The sequence below is a fragment of the Streptomyces sp. NPDC104761 genome (genome assembly GCF_055583445.1).
This window is the reverse complement of the sequence record NZ_JBVJNZ010000010.1, coordinates 192615-207415: the sequence shown is the minus strand read 5'-3', so window position 1 is coordinate 207415 and position 14801 is coordinate 192615. Positions and strand designations below refer to the sequence as shown.

Annotated in this window: 17 protein-coding genes and 2 pseudogenes; 10 read left to right on the top strand and 9 right to left on the bottom strand. The window is 72.6% G+C overall.

All coding sequences use genetic code 11. The annotated features are described in order from the left end of the window. Positions 1-26: 26 nt before the first annotated feature. A complete protein-coding gene (locus tag ACZ63F_RS26735; RefSeq protein ID WP_469714300.1) occupies positions 27-533 on the bottom strand; it encodes a hypothetical protein in 507 nt (168 codons plus the stop codon). A gap of 98 nt (positions 534-631) precedes the next feature. Then, the gene (locus ACZ63F_RS26730) at positions 632-1318 is read right to left on the bottom strand and encodes a DUF2848 domain-containing protein (protein WP_469714299.1); all 687 of its coding nucleotides are present in this window, start codon (positions 1316-1318) and stop codon (positions 632-634) included. Between the two features lie 191 nt (positions 1319-1509). On the opposite strand from ACZ63F_RS26730, the gene ACZ63F_RS26725 reads away from it, so the two are divergent. The 3 genes from ACZ63F_RS26725 to ACZ63F_RS26715 are packed head-to-tail and all read left to right on the top strand — an operon-like array spanning position 1510 to position 4071. Then, positions 1510-2913, top strand: a complete 1404-nt coding sequence (locus tag ACZ63F_RS26725; protein ID WP_469714297.1) for an MFS transporter — start codon at positions 1510-1512, stop codon at positions 2911-2913. A gap of 13 nt (positions 2914-2926) precedes the next feature. Further along, positions 2927-3730, top strand: a complete 804-nt coding sequence (locus tag ACZ63F_RS26720) for a carbon-nitrogen hydrolase family protein (protein WP_469714295.1) — start codon at positions 2927-2929, stop codon at positions 3728-3730. After that, positions 3727-4071, top strand: a complete 345-nt coding sequence (locus ACZ63F_RS26715) for a cupin domain-containing protein (RefSeq protein ID WP_352356504.1) — start codon at positions 3727-3729, stop codon at positions 4069-4071. The genes ACZ63F_RS26720 and ACZ63F_RS26715 overlap by 4 nt, the downstream gene beginning before the upstream one ends. Here ACZ63F_RS26715 and ACZ63F_RS26710 read toward each other — a convergent pair. The 4 genes from ACZ63F_RS26710 to ACZ63F_RS26695 form a co-directional block, all read right to left on the bottom strand. Beyond that, a complete protein-coding gene (locus ACZ63F_RS26710) occupies positions 4068-4715 on the bottom strand; it encodes a GntR family transcriptional regulator (protein ID WP_469714293.1) in 648 nt (215 codons plus the stop codon). The genes ACZ63F_RS26715 and ACZ63F_RS26710 overlap by 4 nt on opposite strands. A 325-nt stretch (positions 4716-5040) precedes the next feature. After that, positions 5041-5919 carry an alpha/beta fold hydrolase gene (locus tag ACZ63F_RS26705; protein WP_469714292.1) on the bottom strand — a complete coding sequence of 293 codons (879 nt, stop codon included), beginning with the start codon at positions 5917-5919 and terminating at the stop codon, positions 5041-5043. A 287-nt stretch (positions 5920-6206) separates the two neighbouring features. Next, positions 6207-6698, bottom strand: a complete 492-nt coding sequence (locus ACZ63F_RS26700; protein WP_469714556.1) for a TetR-like C-terminal domain-containing protein — start codon at positions 6696-6698, stop codon at positions 6207-6209. Between the two features lie 76 nt (positions 6699-6774). Next, positions 6775-7611, bottom strand: coding sequence for an alpha/beta fold hydrolase (locus ACZ63F_RS26695; protein ID WP_469714291.1), 837 nt, complete (start codon positions 7609-7611; stop codon positions 6775-6777). A 430-nt stretch (positions 7612-8041) separates the two neighbouring features. Between ACZ63F_RS26695 and ACZ63F_RS26690 the strand changes: the two genes are divergently transcribed. Next, positions 8042-8245 (top strand): hypothetical protein, encoded by a 204-nt coding sequence (locus tag ACZ63F_RS26690; RefSeq protein WP_469714288.1) that lies wholly within the window; start codon positions 8042-8044, stop codon positions 8243-8245. Positions 8246-8309: 64 nt separating this feature from the next. After that, complete coding sequence (locus ACZ63F_RS26685; protein WP_469714286.1) at positions 8310-8732, top strand: SsgA family sporulation/cell division regulator; 423 nt, start codon at positions 8310-8312, stop codon at positions 8730-8732. Positions 8733-8770: 38 nt separating this feature from the next. Here the strand turns inward: ACZ63F_RS26685 and ACZ63F_RS26680 are convergent, their stop codons facing one another. Together ACZ63F_RS26680 and ACZ63F_RS26675 are read right to left on the bottom strand one after the other, a co-directional pair. Next, positions 8771-9472 (bottom strand): TetR/AcrR family transcriptional regulator, encoded by a 702-nt coding sequence (locus ACZ63F_RS26680; RefSeq protein WP_469714284.1) that lies wholly within the window; start codon positions 9470-9472, stop codon positions 8771-8773. A gap of 65 nt (positions 9473-9537) precedes the next feature. Then, positions 9538-10071, bottom strand: a complete 534-nt coding sequence (locus ACZ63F_RS26675) for a cupin domain-containing protein (RefSeq protein ID WP_469714282.1) — start codon at positions 10069-10071, stop codon at positions 9538-9540. 282 nt (positions 10072-10353) lie between these two features. On the opposite strand from ACZ63F_RS26675, the gene ACZ63F_RS26670 reads away from it, so the two are divergent. The 5 genes and pseudogenes from ACZ63F_RS26670 to ACZ63F_RS26650 all read left to right on the top strand — a co-directional run bounded on the left by ACZ63F_RS26670 (position 10354) and on the right by ACZ63F_RS26650 (position 13727). Beyond that, entirely contained in the window at positions 10354-10806 is a 453-nt protein-coding gene (locus ACZ63F_RS26670; protein WP_469714279.1) for an ATP-binding protein, read from the top strand. Positions 10807-10934: 128 nt separating this feature from the next. Then, positions 10935-11081 (top strand): hypothetical protein, encoded by a 147-nt coding sequence (locus ACZ63F_RS26665; protein WP_469714277.1) that lies wholly within the window; start codon positions 10935-10937, stop codon positions 11079-11081. Beyond that, a pseudogene (locus ACZ63F_RS26660) lies at positions 11075-11260 on the top strand (bestrophin-like domain); the annotation flags it as partial. The gene ACZ63F_RS26665 and the pseudogene ACZ63F_RS26660, both read left to right, overlap by 7 nt. A gap of 49 nt (positions 11261-11309) precedes the next feature. Next, positions 11310-11531, top strand: a pseudogene (locus tag ACZ63F_RS26655) (bestrophin-like domain); the annotation flags it as partial. A gap of 333 nt (positions 11532-11864) precedes the next feature. After that, on the top strand, positions 11865-13727 hold the full coding sequence (locus ACZ63F_RS26650; protein ID WP_469714555.1) for a glycoside hydrolase family 15 protein: 1863 nt from the start codon (positions 11865-11867) through the stop codon (positions 13725-13727). A 29-nt stretch (positions 13728-13756) separates the two neighbouring features. On the opposite strand, the gene ACZ63F_RS26645 is transcribed toward ACZ63F_RS26650, so the two are convergent. Beyond that, entirely contained in the window at positions 13757-14551 is a 795-nt protein-coding gene (locus ACZ63F_RS26645) for an SDR family oxidoreductase (RefSeq protein ID WP_469714553.1), read from the bottom strand. Positions 14552-14801 lie beyond the last annotated feature (250 nt).

Sequence of the window (14801 nt, the reverse complement as noted above, 5' to 3'; positions counted from 1 at the left end):
GCAGGGGTGATCCCGGGCCGCCGGGGTCACCCCTGCGTCGGGTACGGCACCACGCTCACGTGCAGGGTGAAGGCGACCCTCGCGGCACCCGCCACGTCCGGTGCCTTCGCCGACGCGGTGACCTGGGCCGCACCGGCCCGGGTCCCCGCACACCGCAGTGAAGCCCGCGACGTACCGTCCGCGTCCACCCGCCAGCCGGAGGCGAGGACGAGAGCCGGTGCGGAACTCCGCACGGCCGTCCACCGCTTGTCGTCCGTGCGAGGCCGCAGGACGAGCGAGATCACGGTCCCGGGCCGCACACAGAGTCGCCGTTCGACCGCGTCACCAGGACCGACGGTGACCTTCTCGTGCCCGGCGGCACAGCTCCCCGGCACGGCGGAGGGGCCGGTGGCCGACGCGGACGGGCTTTCCGTGGCCGGGCTCACCGAGCTGTCGTCCGAGGGGCCTCCCACCGGTCCGCCACCCTCCGACGCGTGGCATCCGGCCAGGACGACCATCGCGGCGACCATCCATCCCCCGGTCCACCAGCGCATCCCAGCACCTCCAGGTCGGCGCGTACGCCAGAGATGTTCCGTCATTGCCGAGCCGCCCCCAGTGTGCTCCTGCGACGACGCCCATGGCGTGCCGTCGGTCAGCCGATGGGGGCCGGCATGGGCCGGACGTCGTAGTGGAGGCGGATCGTGTCTCCGGTGGCGGGGTCGGCCAGTTCCACGCTCCAGCCGTCGGCGAACTGGTCGACGCCGGAGGCCATGGGGATGGTGCCGGAGACCAGGACGGTGCCGGGGGTGAGCGCGCCCCGGGAGCGCAGGACGTCGATCCAGTAGGCGGGGGCGAGGAGCTCGGCGAGCGTGCCGTGCTGGATCTCGGTCCGGGTGTCGCCGTGGGTGACCCAGGCGCGCAGGGTGAGGTCGTCGAGGCGGGACTCGACGTCGGCCAGCCGCCAGGCGCGGCGGGCGAGGACGTCGGGTCCGGCGTTCTTGCTCCAGGCCACGCCGTGCACCTCCAGGTCGCGGTCGGTGTGGTCGCAGGCGGCGGTCAGCAGCAGTTCCCCGCCGTCCGCCACGACCAGCGCCCATTCCGCCTCGCCGGAGGTGTGTCCGTGCTGGGCGTGGACGCGGTCGGTCTGCTGGGCGAGGTAGGGGGAGACGGGGTAGAGGGCCGGCGTCGCGGACGGACCGGGTACGCCCAGCTCGGCGAGTTCCGCGACGTGTGCGGCGACGTCCTCCTGGCTGCGCCCGGCGTACCCGGCGTTGAGGACCTGGACGACGTCGACCTCGCGCGTCGATCCGTCGGGCAGTTCGAAGGTCAGCACGGCCATGAGGGCACTCCCAGGGATCGGGTGACGGGACCGCGGCGGCGGTCGCTCGCCGCGTTTCACGGCGTTCAGCCGTGTTTCGTCGCGTTTCGCCGCGGTGAAGTTTCCGCGCAGGGGTTGCGCATACGACCTGTATACAAGAAGTATGCCGGAAGGTCGATGTCCCCGGCCTCTCCCCGACAAGGATGGGAACCATGTCCGACATCCCGAAGGGTGACGCCCACGCGTCCGGCCAGGCGTCCGGCCAGGCGTCCGATCAGGTCTCCTGTCGGGCCTCCGACCGGCACTCCGGCGTCCGCCGGGCCTTCGTCGCGAGCCTGACCGGCACGGCTCTGGAGTGGTACGACTTCGCCGTCTACTCCGCCGCGGCCGCCCTGGTCTTCGGTGACCTCTTCTTCCCCTCCGAGGACCCGCTCACCGGCACCCTCCTGGCGTTCTCCACCTATGCGGTCGGTTATGTCTCGCGGCCGCTGGGCGGGTTCGTGTTCGGCCGCCTCGGCGATGTGATCGGCCGCAAGAAGGTGCTGATCGCCACGCTCGTGCTGATCGGCGTGGCCACGTTCCTGATCGGCGTCCTGCCCGCGTACTCCTCGGTCGGCGTGGCCGCCCCGATCGCCCTGGTGGTGCTGCGCTTCGCGCAGGGCGTCGGTGTCGGCGGCGAGTGGGGCGGTGCCGTGCTGCTGTCCAGCGAGTTCGGGGACCCGCGCCGCCGCGGCTTCTACGCCTCCGCCGCGCAGGTCGGTCCGCCCGCCGGGAACCTGCTGGCCAACGGTGTCCTGGCGGCCCTCGGCGCGCTCCTCACCGAGGCGCAGTTCGAGGCGTGGGGCTGGCGCGTGGCGTTCCTGTTCTCCGGCGTTCTCGTCGCGTTCGGGCTGTGGATCCGGGCGAAGCTGGAGGAGACGCCCGTGTTCAGGGCGATGGAGGCCGAGCACTCCCGCCCCGAGGCGCCGATCCGCGAGGTGTTCACCACCCAGCCCCGCGCCCTGCTCGCCGCGATCCTCTGCCGCGTCGGCCCCGACGTGCTGTACGCCATGTTCACCGTCTTCGTCCTGACGTACGCCACCCAGGAGCTCGGCATGTCGCGCGGCTCCGCCCTCGCGGCCGTGCTCATCGGCTCCTCGGTCCAGGTCTTCCTCATGCCGCTGGCCGGCGCCCTCTCCGACCGGGTCGACCGCCGTCTGCTGTACGGCGGCGCCGCGGTGGCCGCCGGTGTGTGGCCCTTCGTGTTCTTCCCGATGATCGGCGGCGGCACCTGGCTGCCGCTCGCCGCGGGCGTCGTCGTGGGCCTGGTGATCCACTGCTGTCTGTACGGTCCGCAGGCCGCCTTCATCGCCGAGCAGTTCACGCCCCGGCTGCGCTACACCGGCTCGTCCCTGGCCTACACCCTGGCCGGGATCATCGGCGGCGCCGTCGCCCCGCTGCTGTTCACCACCCTGCTGAGCGCCTACGGCACCTGGGCGCCGCTGGCCGTCTACATCGCCCTCGCCTCGGCCGTCTCCCTCGTCGGCGTCTGTCTGGGGCGCGGCCCCGAGGCCGCCGCCGACGAGGACGCCGCCCTCGCCGCGCCCGCGGCGGACACCGTCCCCACCCGCCTCTGAGGAGGAGCGCACCGTGCGCATCGCCCTGAGCCAGCTCACCACCGGCCCCGACCCCGGAAAGAACCTCGTCCTCATCGAGGAGTGGACCCGGCGGGCCGCGGACGCCGGAGCCCGCGTCGTCGTCTTCCCGGAGGCGTCGATGGCCTGCTTCGGCACCCCCCTGGCACCGCTCGCCGAACCCCTGGACGGCCCCTGGGCCGACGGCGTACGGCGGATCGCCCTGGCCACCGGGACGGTCGTCGTGGCCGGCATGTTCACCCCGGCGGACGGGACCGCCGGCGGCGGCCGGGTGGCCAACACCCTGCTCGCCACCGGGCCCGGCGTCGAGGCGTCGTACGACAAGATCCATCTCTACGACGCCTTCGGCTTCCGCGAGTCCGACACCGTGGCCGCGGGCTCCGCCACGACGGTCATCGAGGTGGACGGCGTACGGCTGGGCCTGGCCACCTGCTACGACGTCCGCTTCCCCGAGCTGTTCCGGGCGCACGCCGACGCCGGCGCCGCCGGCACGCTGCTGGCCGCCTCCTGGGGTGCCGGGCCCGGCAAGCGCGAGCAGTGGGAGCTGCTGGTGCGGGCCCGCGCGCTGGACGCCACCGTGTGGCTCGCCGCCGTCGACCAGGCCGACCCCGGCACCGGACCGGGTACCGCGCCGACGGGGATCGGGCACAGTCTCGTCGCCGGACCCGACGGGACCGTGCGGCACGCGCTGGGCGCCGGGCCCGAGCTGCTGGTGGCGGACCTGGACGTCGACGAGGTCGCGGCGGTCCGGCAGCGGACCTCGGTGCTGGCCAACCGGCGCCCGGAGGTGTGGCGATGAGCAAGCCCGAGCTGGAGTTCCACCTTCCCGACGGTCCGTGGCGGACCCCGGCCGGCGCCGGTCCGGGTGTCGAGGAGCGCGTCCTGGCCGACGACCCGGCACGCGGGTCCCGTACGGCGCTGGTCCGCTGGGCGCCGGGCACCGACACCTCGGCGGCCGGGGTGACCCGCCACGACTTCTGGGAGGAGGTCTACCTGGTGGCGGGCGCCCTGCACGACCTGACGCTGGACCGGACCTTCACCGCCGGCATGTACGCCTGCCGTCCGCCCGGGATGCCGCACGGCCCCTGGACGTCCCCGGACGGCGTCACCATGCTGGTGATCACCTACCCCGCCGCCTAGCCCGCGAGCAGCACCTTGAGGGTCGACTCCAGATGGTGGTCGATGGCGGCGCACGCGGCCCGCGCGTCACCGGCTTCCAGGGCGTGCAGGATGGCCTCGTGTTCCGCCAGTACCGCTTCCTGGCGGCCCTGCTGGTTGAAGAGGGCGGTCACGCCGGTACGGACCTGACGGCTGCGCAGGCCGTCGTAGTGCCGGTCGAGGAGGGTGTTGCCGACGGCGGAGACCAGGGCCGAGTGGAAGCGGTGGTCCACGGCGATGAACTCGCGGGCCTGGTCGGCGCCGGTGAGTTCACGCTGCCGTGCCAGCAGGGACCGCAGCTCCGCCACCGGCGCTCGTCCCGCGGCGACGAGCTGCTCGGCCGCGTACCGCTCGACGATGCCCCGCAGCTCCATGAGCTCGCGGATCTGCCGTCCGGTCAGGGGGGTCACCCGGGCGCCCCGCTTGGGCACCAGTTCGACCAGGTCCTCGGCCGCGAGCTGCAGCAGCGCCTCCCGGACGGGCGTGCGGGAGACGCCGATGCGGTCCGCAAGCTCCTGCTCCGACAGGAAGGCGCCCTGCATGCCGGGGTCGGTCAGTACCGTGTCCTTGAGAAACCCGTACGCCTTCTCCCGCCCGGACGTCACGGCCACCCCCAGTGCTCGCATACACGTTGTATACGGAGTATACGGACGCTACCACGCGCCTCACGCGGGGAGCCCGGCGACGGCGCCCGGAAGCCGCGGGACGGGCCGGCGCCGACGCTGACACCGGTCGCGAGCACCGTGTACGCATGACGCGCCCCACCGCTCGCGCACCTCGCGGGTCCCACCGGCGATGGGCGGACGCCACCGCGGGCCACCTGAAACCCCGGCGCGGCGTGCCGAAGACGACGTTCGACGCCGCCGGGATGTTCACCGCCACACCGCTGCCACAGCGACCCTGACGCGGCGTTACGCAGGGACCGGACGCTGCCGCCTTGACGTCCTGCGGTCAGGCGAGGGTGCGGGCGAGGAAGTCGCGGATGTGTTCGGTGATGGCGCCGAGGTGGCTCTCCAGGGCGAAGTGGCCGCTGTCGAGGAGGTGGATCTCGGCGTCGGGCAGGTCCTGGCGGAAGGCCTCCGCGCCCGCGGGGCCGAAGATCTCGTCGTTCGCGCCCCAGACCGCCAGCAACGGGACCTGTGAGTCCCGGAAGTACCGGTGGACCCGCGGGTAGAGGTCCACGTTGGTGGGGTAGTCGCGGAAGAGCCCGAGCTGGATCGCGGCGTTGCCCGGCCGGTCGAGGAGGGCCTGGTCGTGGACCCAGTTGTCGGGGCTGACCAGGCTGGGGTCGGCGACCCCGTTCAGGTACTGCCAGCGGGTGGCCTCGAGTGTCAGGGCCGCGCGCATCGGCGCCTCGGTCTCCGGCCCGGGGGACTCGGCGTAGGCGAAGACGCCGTCCCAGAAGGGCTTGACGAAGCCCTCCTCGTAGGCGTTGCCGTTCTGGGTGATGATCGCGGTGACCCGGTCCGGGGCCCGGAGGGCGAGCCGCCAGCCGATGGGGGCCCCGTAGTCCTGCACGTACATCGCGAACCGCTCGACGCCCAGGTGACGGAGCAGGCCGGCGGTGACTTCGGTGAGGGCGTCGAAGGTGTACGGGAAGTCCTCGGGGCTCGGCATCGCGGACTGGCCGAACCCGATGTGGTCGGGGGCGATCACGCGGTAGCGGTCGGCGAGCGCCGGGACCAGGTTGCGGAACATGTGCGAGCTGGTCGGGAAGCCGTGCAGGAGGACGACCGCGGGGGCCTCCGGGTCGCCGGCCTCCCGGTAGAAGACCTCGAGGCCGTCGACGGTGGTGGTGCGGTGGTGGACTGCGGGCGCCGCGAGTGCCATGTCTCTAACCCTTCTGTCGAGCTTGAGTGGTTACATCGCCAGTCGAGCACGCCCCATCTAACCTGTCAAGGTGAGTTAAGTGGTTAGGTTGGGACTAGGAATGCGGTCGGGGTCGTTGCCGTGCCCAGGCGGCAAAGGCCATCGGCGTCACGGCGGGTCCGTGTCTCGTACCAGCCGGGGGAGGCCGTACCGGCGACGGTCGGCCCCGGGGGCACGCTCGCCAGGCGAGGGCGGCCATGTCGGGTTGTGGCGCACGCGAGCGCGCGGGCGGCGCGGCTGCCGGAGGCTCACGTGCGCCGTGCGGTGGCGCGCAGGCCCCGGTCGGTGAAGGCGATCAGCCAGTCGAAGCTCTCGTCGACGCCGGAGCTCCACCGGAAGCCGTTGTCCGCCTGCAGCGTCGCGAAGCCGTGGCAGAGGCTGCGGAGCGTGCGCAGGGCGTGGTCCGCGTCGGACTCGGGGATCTCGTAGCCGCTCAGGACGGCCGTGAACGCGCCGAGCAGCCGTTGCCCCGCGACGGCCAGGGGATCGTCGGGGCCGGCCGGTTCCGCGCCGATCGTGGCGGCGTACCGGCCGGGGTGCGCCAGGACGAAGGCGCGGAAGGCGCGGGCCGCGGCCGCCAGGGCTTCGCCGCCCGCGTGCCCCAGGGTCGCTCCGCCCACGGCGTCGGCGGCCTCCTCCAACGCCCTGGCGGCGATGCGCCTGTTGAGGTCCTCCTGGCCGCCCACGTGCTTGTACAGGGACGGGGTGCGTACGCCCACCCGTTCGGCCGGCAGGCCCATCGTCAGGTTGGCGAAGCCCACCTCGTCGGCGAGGTCGGCACCGGCCGCGACGACGGCCGCCGGGTGCAGGCCGCTTCTAGGCACGGGCGGCGGCCGAGCGGAGGAAGGGGAGCATGCCCGAGACCACCTGGTCGGGGAACTGGTCGTGCGGGTAGTGTCCGGCGCCCTCGATCATCTCCAGGCTGCCGAGGCCGGCGGGCAGGGCGTCGACGATCGCCGCCCCTTCGGCGTGCGGGTCGGCCCAGTCGGGGTCGAGGGTGCCCATCACGACCAGCACCGGGCAGCGGACGTTGCCCAGGTGCGCGCCGGCGTCGGCCGGGGTGGTGCGGCCCATGCCCTGCAGGGCCTTCATCCGGCCCGGCTCGCGGAGCATGGCGTCGATCCGGCCCAGCCGCTCGGCCCAGTCGGCCGGCTTCACGCCGGGGTAGGCGACGTCGAGGTACGACCGCCACAGCGGCACGCTGCCGAACACGCCCGCGCCGAGCAGCCGCAGCATGCCCCGCCGGAACCGCCCGACCCGCAGGTCGCCCAGGCGGACCGACTGCTTGCGGGTGAACGGTGCCAGCTCGACGACCGCGGTGACCAGCGAGGGTTCCAGCGCCGCGGCGACGGTGGCGGCACCGCCGGAGATCGAGTGGCCGACGAGCACGGCCGGGCCGCCCAGGTGGCGGATCACGGCGAGCAGGTCACCGGCGATGGCGGTACGGCTCCAGGCGGGCCAGTCGGTGCTGGACTCGCCGCAGCCGCGCAGGTCGACCGCGGCGACCCGGTAGCCCGCCGCCACCAGCCGCGGGACCACGGCACGGTACGCGGCGCGGCTGTCGCCCATGCCGTGCGCGAGAACGACCAGCGGGCCGGACCCGGCCACCTCGTAAGCGATCGTGCCGCCGTCGACGGCGAGGTACTCGGTCATTGCGTCCTCCAGGAGACCAGTGCGGCTAACGCTGTTAGCCTCAAGCTAATGCTGTTAGCCAGATCTGTCAACGGTCGGCCCGCGACCGCCCGGAAGGTCGTACGCAAGGGGGTCGGCATCCGGGCGGACGGTCACCTTCGAGTCGATCGCCGGGCCGCCGCGCCGCACGGCCACCGCCTCTGTCCGCCGGGCCGGCGGCGGCTGGCGGGCGGTTCGGGGGCGCGCTCGCAATCCGGTCTTCCGCTGCACGGGTCCGGCGCTTGCGACGTGCTGTGACGGGCTTCACCGTAAACATGAGGCACCCCTCAAGTACGCTGGCGGAGTCGAACATGAGGGGTCCCTCCGGATGTCTCCCGCGGCTCGGCACCCGGCGGCCGGTCCGGAATCTCCGGAGCGCCGCACAGCACAAGGAAACGGCAAGGAAATGACCATGAACAGGTGGATCAGGCGCGTCTCGATCGCCGTCGCTGCCACGGCAGTGGCGGGCGGAGCCCTTCTCGGAGCCGGCGGCTCGGCGTCGGCGGCGACCACCTCGGCACCCGCGGAGCACGCGCGGCCGTCGGCCACCGCCGTCACCGTCAGTGCCGACCGCTGGTACCTGGACCAGCTCGACTGGTACCTGCACCAGCGCTGACGCGGCCACAGGCCGGCCGGGCCGGTTCGCCGGGCCGACGTCGGCCGGACGCAGGAGTGAAGCAGTGAGAGCGGTCAGAATCGTGGCGTGCGAGCTCCCCGTGGAGCTCGTCCTGTCACCTGAGATGTCGGTGCCGATGCACGCGGCACTGCGGTACGAGACGGACGACCCCTACGCGGTCCGTACCGTCTTCCATCCCCCGGGCCAGGAACAGCCGGTCGAGTGGTTCTTCGGCCGCGACATGCTCGCCGAGGCGCTGAGCGGGCGCACCGGGCAGGGGGACGTGCACATGTGGCCGAGCACCGACTCGGGACGCGACGTGATCCTCGTCGCGCTGTGTTCACCGGCCGGATCGGCCCTGCTCCGGTTCCCCGCGCAGGACGTGGAGTCCTTCCTCCGCGAGACGTGGTCCGCGGTGCCGCCGGGGACGGAACCCGGCCGGCTGGACCTGGATGCGGAGCTGGCGCAGCTGCTGACGGGGAACTGAACCCACCCGCGGCGGCGCCGCCGCCGTCTCCTGCCGCCTCATGCCTCCTCGTGGCACTCGTGGCAGTCCGCTTCGGGGCACTCGAGTGTGGTGAGGGTCTGGTCGACCTGCTGCGGGGTCAGCGGGGGCTCCGGCAGCTCATGGGCACACGGGGCGCGGAACGCGTCGAGCATCAGGTGCAGGTGGCGCCGCCAGGCGTTGGGGGCGACGGCGCGCGTGGCCTGGATGATCCCGGCCTGGGACCAGATCACGAAAGCCAGGTCCTCCGGGGTGACGTCGGCGCGGAGGACGCCCTGTTCCTGGGCGGCGCGGAAGATCTGGGCGCCCCGTTCCTGCGCGCGCTCGTACATTCCCCTGCCGAGCGCGTGGAGGGGCAGCCGGGCCGAGACCAGGTCGTTGAAGGCGCGGTCACAGGCCTGCAGTTCGCAGAGCCGCTCCAGGTAGTGGCAGAACGCTTCCCAGGCGTCGTCCATGGCGGCGGCCTCCTCGGCCGCGGCCAGCAGATCGGTGAACTTCGCGGTGAAGAGCTCCTCGACCAGGTCGAGCCGGCGGGGGAAGTGCCGGTAGACCGTCCCGATGGCGACGCCCGCCTCGCGGGCGACACCCTCCAGGGACGCGTCCAGCCCCTGCTCGGCGAAGGCCTTGCGGGCGGCGGCCACGATCGCGTCCCGGTTGCGCTGCGCGTCACGGCGCAGTGGCTTGGCCGGCTCCTTCGGCGCGGGCAGGACGTGCTGGCTCATGGCTCCAGGCTAACATGAGGGGCCCCTCGAATTCGGGCTGTGACCCTGTTCACGGCATGGCCGCGTCACATGCCGTCGTCGGGGAGCAGCTCGGTCGCGTAGTGGGGTGCCAGGTCGAGGGCGCGCCGCCGGCGCTCGTCGAGCTCGCCGCGGCCGAGCCCAGGCGGCGGGGCGGTCCGGCCGCCGACCTTGTCGCCGCACCGTTCGAAGTACTCGTCCTGGCCGGCCGGTGTGCACATGCACAGCATCCGGGCCGGTGCGGCGGAGCGGTTGCGGAAGTGGTGCGGCGCGTTGGCCGGGATGTTGACCGTGGTACCGGCGCGCGCGTTCGTCGTGGTGCCCCGGAAGACGAACTCGATCTCGCCGTCGAGAACGGTGAACATCTCCTCGAAGTCGTGCCGGTGCAGCGGGGGGCCGCCGCCGGCCGGCACGTGCATGTCGATCAGGCAGTACCTGCCGTCGGTCTGGGCGCCCGTCACGAGCATCGTGTAGGTGTCGCCGGCGAGCGCGACGTGGGTCGCGCCGGCCGCGTCGGGGTCGGCGACGACCAGGTCACGGGTGGGGTCGTCGGGCGGCAGGGGTGCCGGTTCCTGAGTCACGGTTGCTGCTCCTGTCCGTTCTGGCATGCGCTCTGCCCGGAGTGCCCGGCTCCCGGCCGCGGCCCCGCGTACCCGGCAGGTGACCCCGGGTCCCCACGCACACCGCCGTCCACACACCGGGAACGCGGCCCGGATCGAACCGGGAGAGGCCTTACCGGTTGTGCCGGTATCGCGGCGCTTTGCCGGATCGCCTCATGAACGAGGAACCGGCGGGTAAGCGAATTCGCAGAACGGCGAGAGCGCCTGTGACGAGATGACAAGGATGCCTACGGAAAGAGCTCTATGGTCACCCCGCTGAAGTATCGGGCCTCGGACGAACAGGAACCCGGGGCGCCCCTGCGACATCGCCTCACCTGGGACACCGCGGACAGCCCGATCGCCGACGCCCGGGTCGCCGTACGCGCCCTGCTGGCTCGGGCCGGTCACCACCCGGATGACCGGCCGAGCCAGGACGCCCAGCTCGTCGTCAGTGAGCTGGTCACCAACGCGGTGCGCCACGCACCCGGACCCGGCGGTCTGTCCCTGGAGGTGTCGCCCGACGCCGGCCTGCTGCGCATCGCCGTGAGCGACGGTTCGCACCGGCCGCCCGTACTGTCCACCTACGATCCCGGCCGTGTCGGTGGCCACGGCCTGCACCTGGTCACCCGGCTGTGCGGGCGCCTGGTCACGCTGGAACAGGAGACCGGCAAGCTGGTCGTCGCCCACCTGCGGCTGCGCGATCCCACCGCCCACTAGGCTCCGGCACTCCGGTCGCGTACCGCGCCGGTCCGCTCACTCGGTGGTGTGAACTTCTCCCGGTGCGCCCACAGTTGCCCGCGGAGCTGGGATTTCGGGGTGTGGTGCCCGTCCTGGACTCCGGGCCCATGTCGCTCTGGCTGCTCAACCACTTCAGCACCGTCACGCTGGCCGTCGTCACCGTCGGCGGCACCGTCGTGCCGGCCGTCGCCGGCAGCGTGCTGCTGCGGCGCAGGTACCCTTCGCCGGCCGGCGGGAGCACGACGACATGGTAGGCGTGACGCCCGGGATGTTCGGCGCCATCTACGGGATCACCCTCGCGTTCGTGATCCACACCCTGTGGACGCAGCTGGAGGAGACCCAGACCATCGTCGCCGCCCAGGCCACCGACGCGGCGCTCATCACCCGCGACGCGGCCGCGTTCCCGGCGGCGGTGCGGGCCCGGCTCGACTCGGCCACGAGCGGCTACGTCCAACGCGGTCGTCGAGGACCAGTGGCCGCGGATGCGCGCCGGGCACCCCGGCTACGGGGCCACGGAGACCCATCTCCAGGCCGCCTTCCAGGCGCTGCGGACGTACGACCCGAAGGGCGAGCAGGCGCAGGTCTTCTACGAGCAGACCGTCAGCCATCTCGACGACGTCGCCTCCCAGCGGCGCGCCCGCATCACCATGGCCCGCCAGGAACTCCCCCCGCTGCTCCAGGCCCTGGCCGTCGGGGGCGCACTGGTCCTGGTCCCGCTCACGTTCCTGTTCGGCATGCGCAAACCGAGGGTCCAGATCCTCTTCGGGTCCAGATCCTCTTCGTCGCCTCGGTCGCCGGGCTCGTCGGCTTCAGCCTGCTCCTCGTCTTCGTCCTGGACCGCCCCTTCTCCGGTGACCTCAGCGTCAGCCGGCCCCGTACCGCGAAGGGGCCCTGGCCCGGTACTGGCAGCCGGCGCAGCGCCGACCCCGGCCGGCGGCATCCGGGGGGTCCCGCCCGACGAGCCGGAGCAGGGGCCGCGGCATAGGCTGATCGAGGGGGTGCGTTCGGGTGACTCGCACACCGGAAGGGGCGCCCCGATGGACGACTACCCGCTGATCGAGAACCACGGGCTGATCGGCGACCTGCAGACCGCGGCGCTGGTCACCACGGACGGGGCCGTCGACTGGTTCTGCTCCCCGCGGTTCGACTCGCCGAGTCTGTTCGGGGCCCTGCTCGACAAGGACAAGGGCGGCCACTGCACGGTCCGGCCGGCGCACCCGACCTGCTCGACCAAGCAGTTGTACCTGCCCGACACGGCGATCCTGGTCACCCGGTTCATGACCGAGGCGGGCGCCGGCGAGGTGGTCGACTTCATGCCCGTGACCGGTACGACGGCCACGGACCGGCACCGGCTGGTGCGTCTGGTCCGCTGTGTCCGCGGCACCATGACCTTCGACGTGGAGATCGCCCCGCGGTTCGACTACGGGCTCATGAAGCACCAGTTGCACCTCACCCCGCACGGAGCCGTCTTCGCCGCGGAGGACGGCACGGAACTGACCGTGCACCCCATCCGGGAGCCCGAGGACCAGCGGCTCGCGGACGTCATGACGGACCAGGACGCCGACCTGCGGGTCTCGCTCACCCTGGCCGCCGGTGAGCAGCGCGGGCTGATCCTGGAGACGGGCGCCGAGGGTCCGCCCAGGGAGATCCGGCGGGCCGAGCACGAACAGCTCTTCGACGAGACGGCGTTGTTCTGGCGGACCTGGCTGGCGCGGTCCACCTACACCGGCCGCTGGCGGGAGGTGGTGGAGCGGTCCGCGATCACGCTGAAGCTCATGACCTTCGCCCCGAGCGGCGCGGTGGTGGCCGCTCCCACGGCGGCGCTCCCGGAGCAGCTGGGCGGCGAGCGCAACTGGGACTACCGCTTCACCTGGATCCGGGACGCCTCCTTCTCCGTGTACGCCCTGCTGGGACTGGGTTTCACGGAGGAGGCCAGGGCGTTCATCATCTGGCTGGGCGACCGGGTCAAGGAGGGGGCAGGCGGCGACCGGACCACGGGCCCGCTCAACATCATGTACAAGGTCGACGGCTCCTCCGACCTGGACGAGCGGATCCTCGACCACTGGGAGGGCTACGCCGGTTCGGCGCCGGTCCGCATCGGCAACGGCGCCGCCAGCCAGCTTCAGCTGGACATCTACGGCGAGGCCCTGGACAGCATCTACTTCGCGCACCGGCACGGCTTCACGGTCGGGCACGGGGGCTGGACCTCGCTGCGGACGGACCTGGACTGGCTGGCCGACCACTGGGACCAGGCGGAGGAGGGCATCTGGGAGACCCGCGGCGGCCGCCAGGACTTCACGTACGGCCGGGTGATGTCGTGGGTGGCGTTCGACCGCGCGCTGCGCCTCGCCGAGTCGAAGGGGTGGCCGTCGGCGGCCGACCGCTGGAAGGCCGAACGGGACACCGTCTACGAACAGGTCATGGCCAGGGGCTGGAGCGAGGACCGGCAGGCCTTCGTCCAGCACTACGGCAGCGAGGTCCTGGACTCCTCGCTGCTGCGCATGGCGACGGTCGGGTTCCTCACCCCCGGGGACCCGATGTGGTCGACCACCCTGGACGCCATGGAGGACGAACTGGTCAGCGACAGCCTGGTCTACCGGTACAACCCCGACGCCTCACCCGACGGCCTGCGCGGTTCGGAGGGCACCTTCTCGCTGTGCACATTCATGTACGTCGACGCCCTGGCGCGGGCGGGGCGGACCGACCGGGCGCGGCTGGTGTTCGAGAAGATGATGGGGTACGCCAACCATCTGGGCCTGTACAGCGAGGAGATCGACCCGACGGGACGTCAGCTGGGCAACTTCCCGCAGGCGTTCACCCACCTCGCCCTCATCGACTCGGCCCTCACCCTGGACCAGGCCCTCGACAGCCGGCGGTCGGGGCTCGCCCGGCAGGGGTAGGTCCGCCGGCAGAGCCGGGATCCGGCTTGTCAGCCGCCGGTGGCGAAGCCCGGGAAGAGGGTCATGCCGCCGTCGACGTACAGGGTGGTGCCGACGACGTAGTCCATCAGGTCGGAGGCGAGGGCGACGGCCGCGTGGCCGATGTCCTCGGGGTCGCCGATGCGGTCGTAGGGGATGAGGCGCATCAGGTCCTCCAGGGCCTGGGGCGTCTCCCAGGCGCTGCGGTTGATGGGGGTCCTGATGGCCCCGGGGGCGATCGCGTTCACCCGGATCTTCTTCGGCGCGAGTTCCTGGGCGAGCGTCTCCATCATCATCTGCACGCCGCCCTTGGAGGAGGCGTAGTTGACGTGGCCGGCCCACGGGATGACCTGGTGCACCGAACTCATGCAGATGATCTTCCCGGCCGCGCGCGACACCTCGGGTACGACACCCCGGCGCAGGAACTCCTTGGTGGCCTCGCGGGCGCACAGGAACTGTCCGGTGAGGTTGACGTCCAGGACCTTCTGCCACTGGGCGAGGGTCATCTCGGTGACCGGGGCGTCCCGCTGGAGGCCCGCGTTGGCGACCAGGATGTCGATCGTGCCGAACTCCCGGACCATCCGGTCCGTCATGGCGACGACCTGCTGCTCGTCGGAGACGTCCGCCTCGTAGGCGGCGGCCCGGACCCCGAGGCCGGTGATCTCCTCGACCACCTCCTCGGCCTCCTCGCGGCCGGCCACGTAGTTGACGACGACGTCGGCCCCGGCGCGGCCCAGGGCCACGGCCGTCGCCCTGCCGATGCCGGAGTTCGCGCCGGTCACCAGGGCCTTCTGCCCACGCAGCAGATGACTGGGGATCACGTCCTTGGACGCCCCGGACGCGGACGTCCCCTCGGTGGAACTCACGATGTCCCGCTCCTCCATGCGTGCGCGCCTACGCCGGGCCCGTCGCCCGGAGATCCGGATCTCAGCCAAGCACCGGGGCGGGGCGGCGGCATGCCGTGACGGACCGCGTTGGGGGGGGGGGGGGGGGGGGGGGGGGGGGAGGGGGGGGGGGGGGGGGGGGGGGCGGGGGGGGGGGGGGGGGGGGGCGGAA

Excerpts from the sequence above, each read along its gene's own strand:
- ACZ63F_RS26735 (WP_469714300.1), bottom strand. The coding sequence starts at position 533 with ATGCGCTGGTGGACCGGGGGATGGATGGTCGCCGCGATGGTCGTCCTG.
- ACZ63F_RS26730 (WP_469714299.1), bottom strand. The coding sequence starts at position 1,318 with ATGGCCGTGCTGACCTTCGAACTGCCCGACGGATCGACGCGCGAGGTC.
- ACZ63F_RS26725 (WP_469714297.1), top strand. The coding sequence starts at position 1,510 with ATGTCCGACATCCCGAAGGGTGACGCCCACGCGTCCGGCCAGGCGTCC.
- ACZ63F_RS26715 (WP_352356504.1), top strand. The coding sequence starts at position 3,727 with ATGAGCAAGCCCGAGCTGGAGTTCCACCTTCCCGACGGTCCGTGGCGG.
- ACZ63F_RS26710 (WP_469714293.1), bottom strand. The coding sequence starts at position 4,715 with ATGCGAGCACTGGGGGTGGCCGTGACGTCCGGGCGGGAGAAGGCGTAC.
- ACZ63F_RS26705 (WP_469714292.1), bottom strand. The coding sequence starts at position 5,919 with ATGGCACTCGCGGCGCCCGCAGTCCACCACCGCACCACCACCGTCGAC.
- ACZ63F_RS26700 (WP_469714556.1), bottom strand. The coding sequence starts at position 6,698 with ATGGGCCTGCCGGCCGAACGGGTGGGCGTACGCACCCCGTCCCTGTAC.
- ACZ63F_RS26695 (WP_469714291.1), bottom strand. The coding sequence starts at position 7,611 with ATGACCGAGTACCTCGCCGTCGACGGCGGCACGATCGCTTACGAGGTG.
- ACZ63F_RS26690 (WP_469714288.1), top strand. The coding sequence starts at position 8,042 with ATGAACAGGTGGATCAGGCGCGTCTCGATCGCCGTCGCTGCCACGGCA.
- ACZ63F_RS26680 (WP_469714284.1), bottom strand. The coding sequence starts at position 9,472 with ATGAGCCAGCACGTCCTGCCCGCGCCGAAGGAGCCGGCCAAGCCACTG.
- ACZ63F_RS26670 (WP_469714279.1), top strand. The coding sequence starts at position 10,354 with ATGGTCACCCCGCTGAAGTATCGGGCCTCGGACGAACAGGAACCCGGG.
- ACZ63F_RS26665 (WP_469714277.1), top strand. The coding sequence starts at position 10,935 with ATGTCGCTCTGGCTGCTCAACCACTTCAGCACCGTCACGCTGGCCGTC.
- ACZ63F_RS26650 (WP_469714555.1), top strand. The coding sequence starts at position 11,865 with ATGGACGACTACCCGCTGATCGAGAACCACGGGCTGATCGGCGACCTG.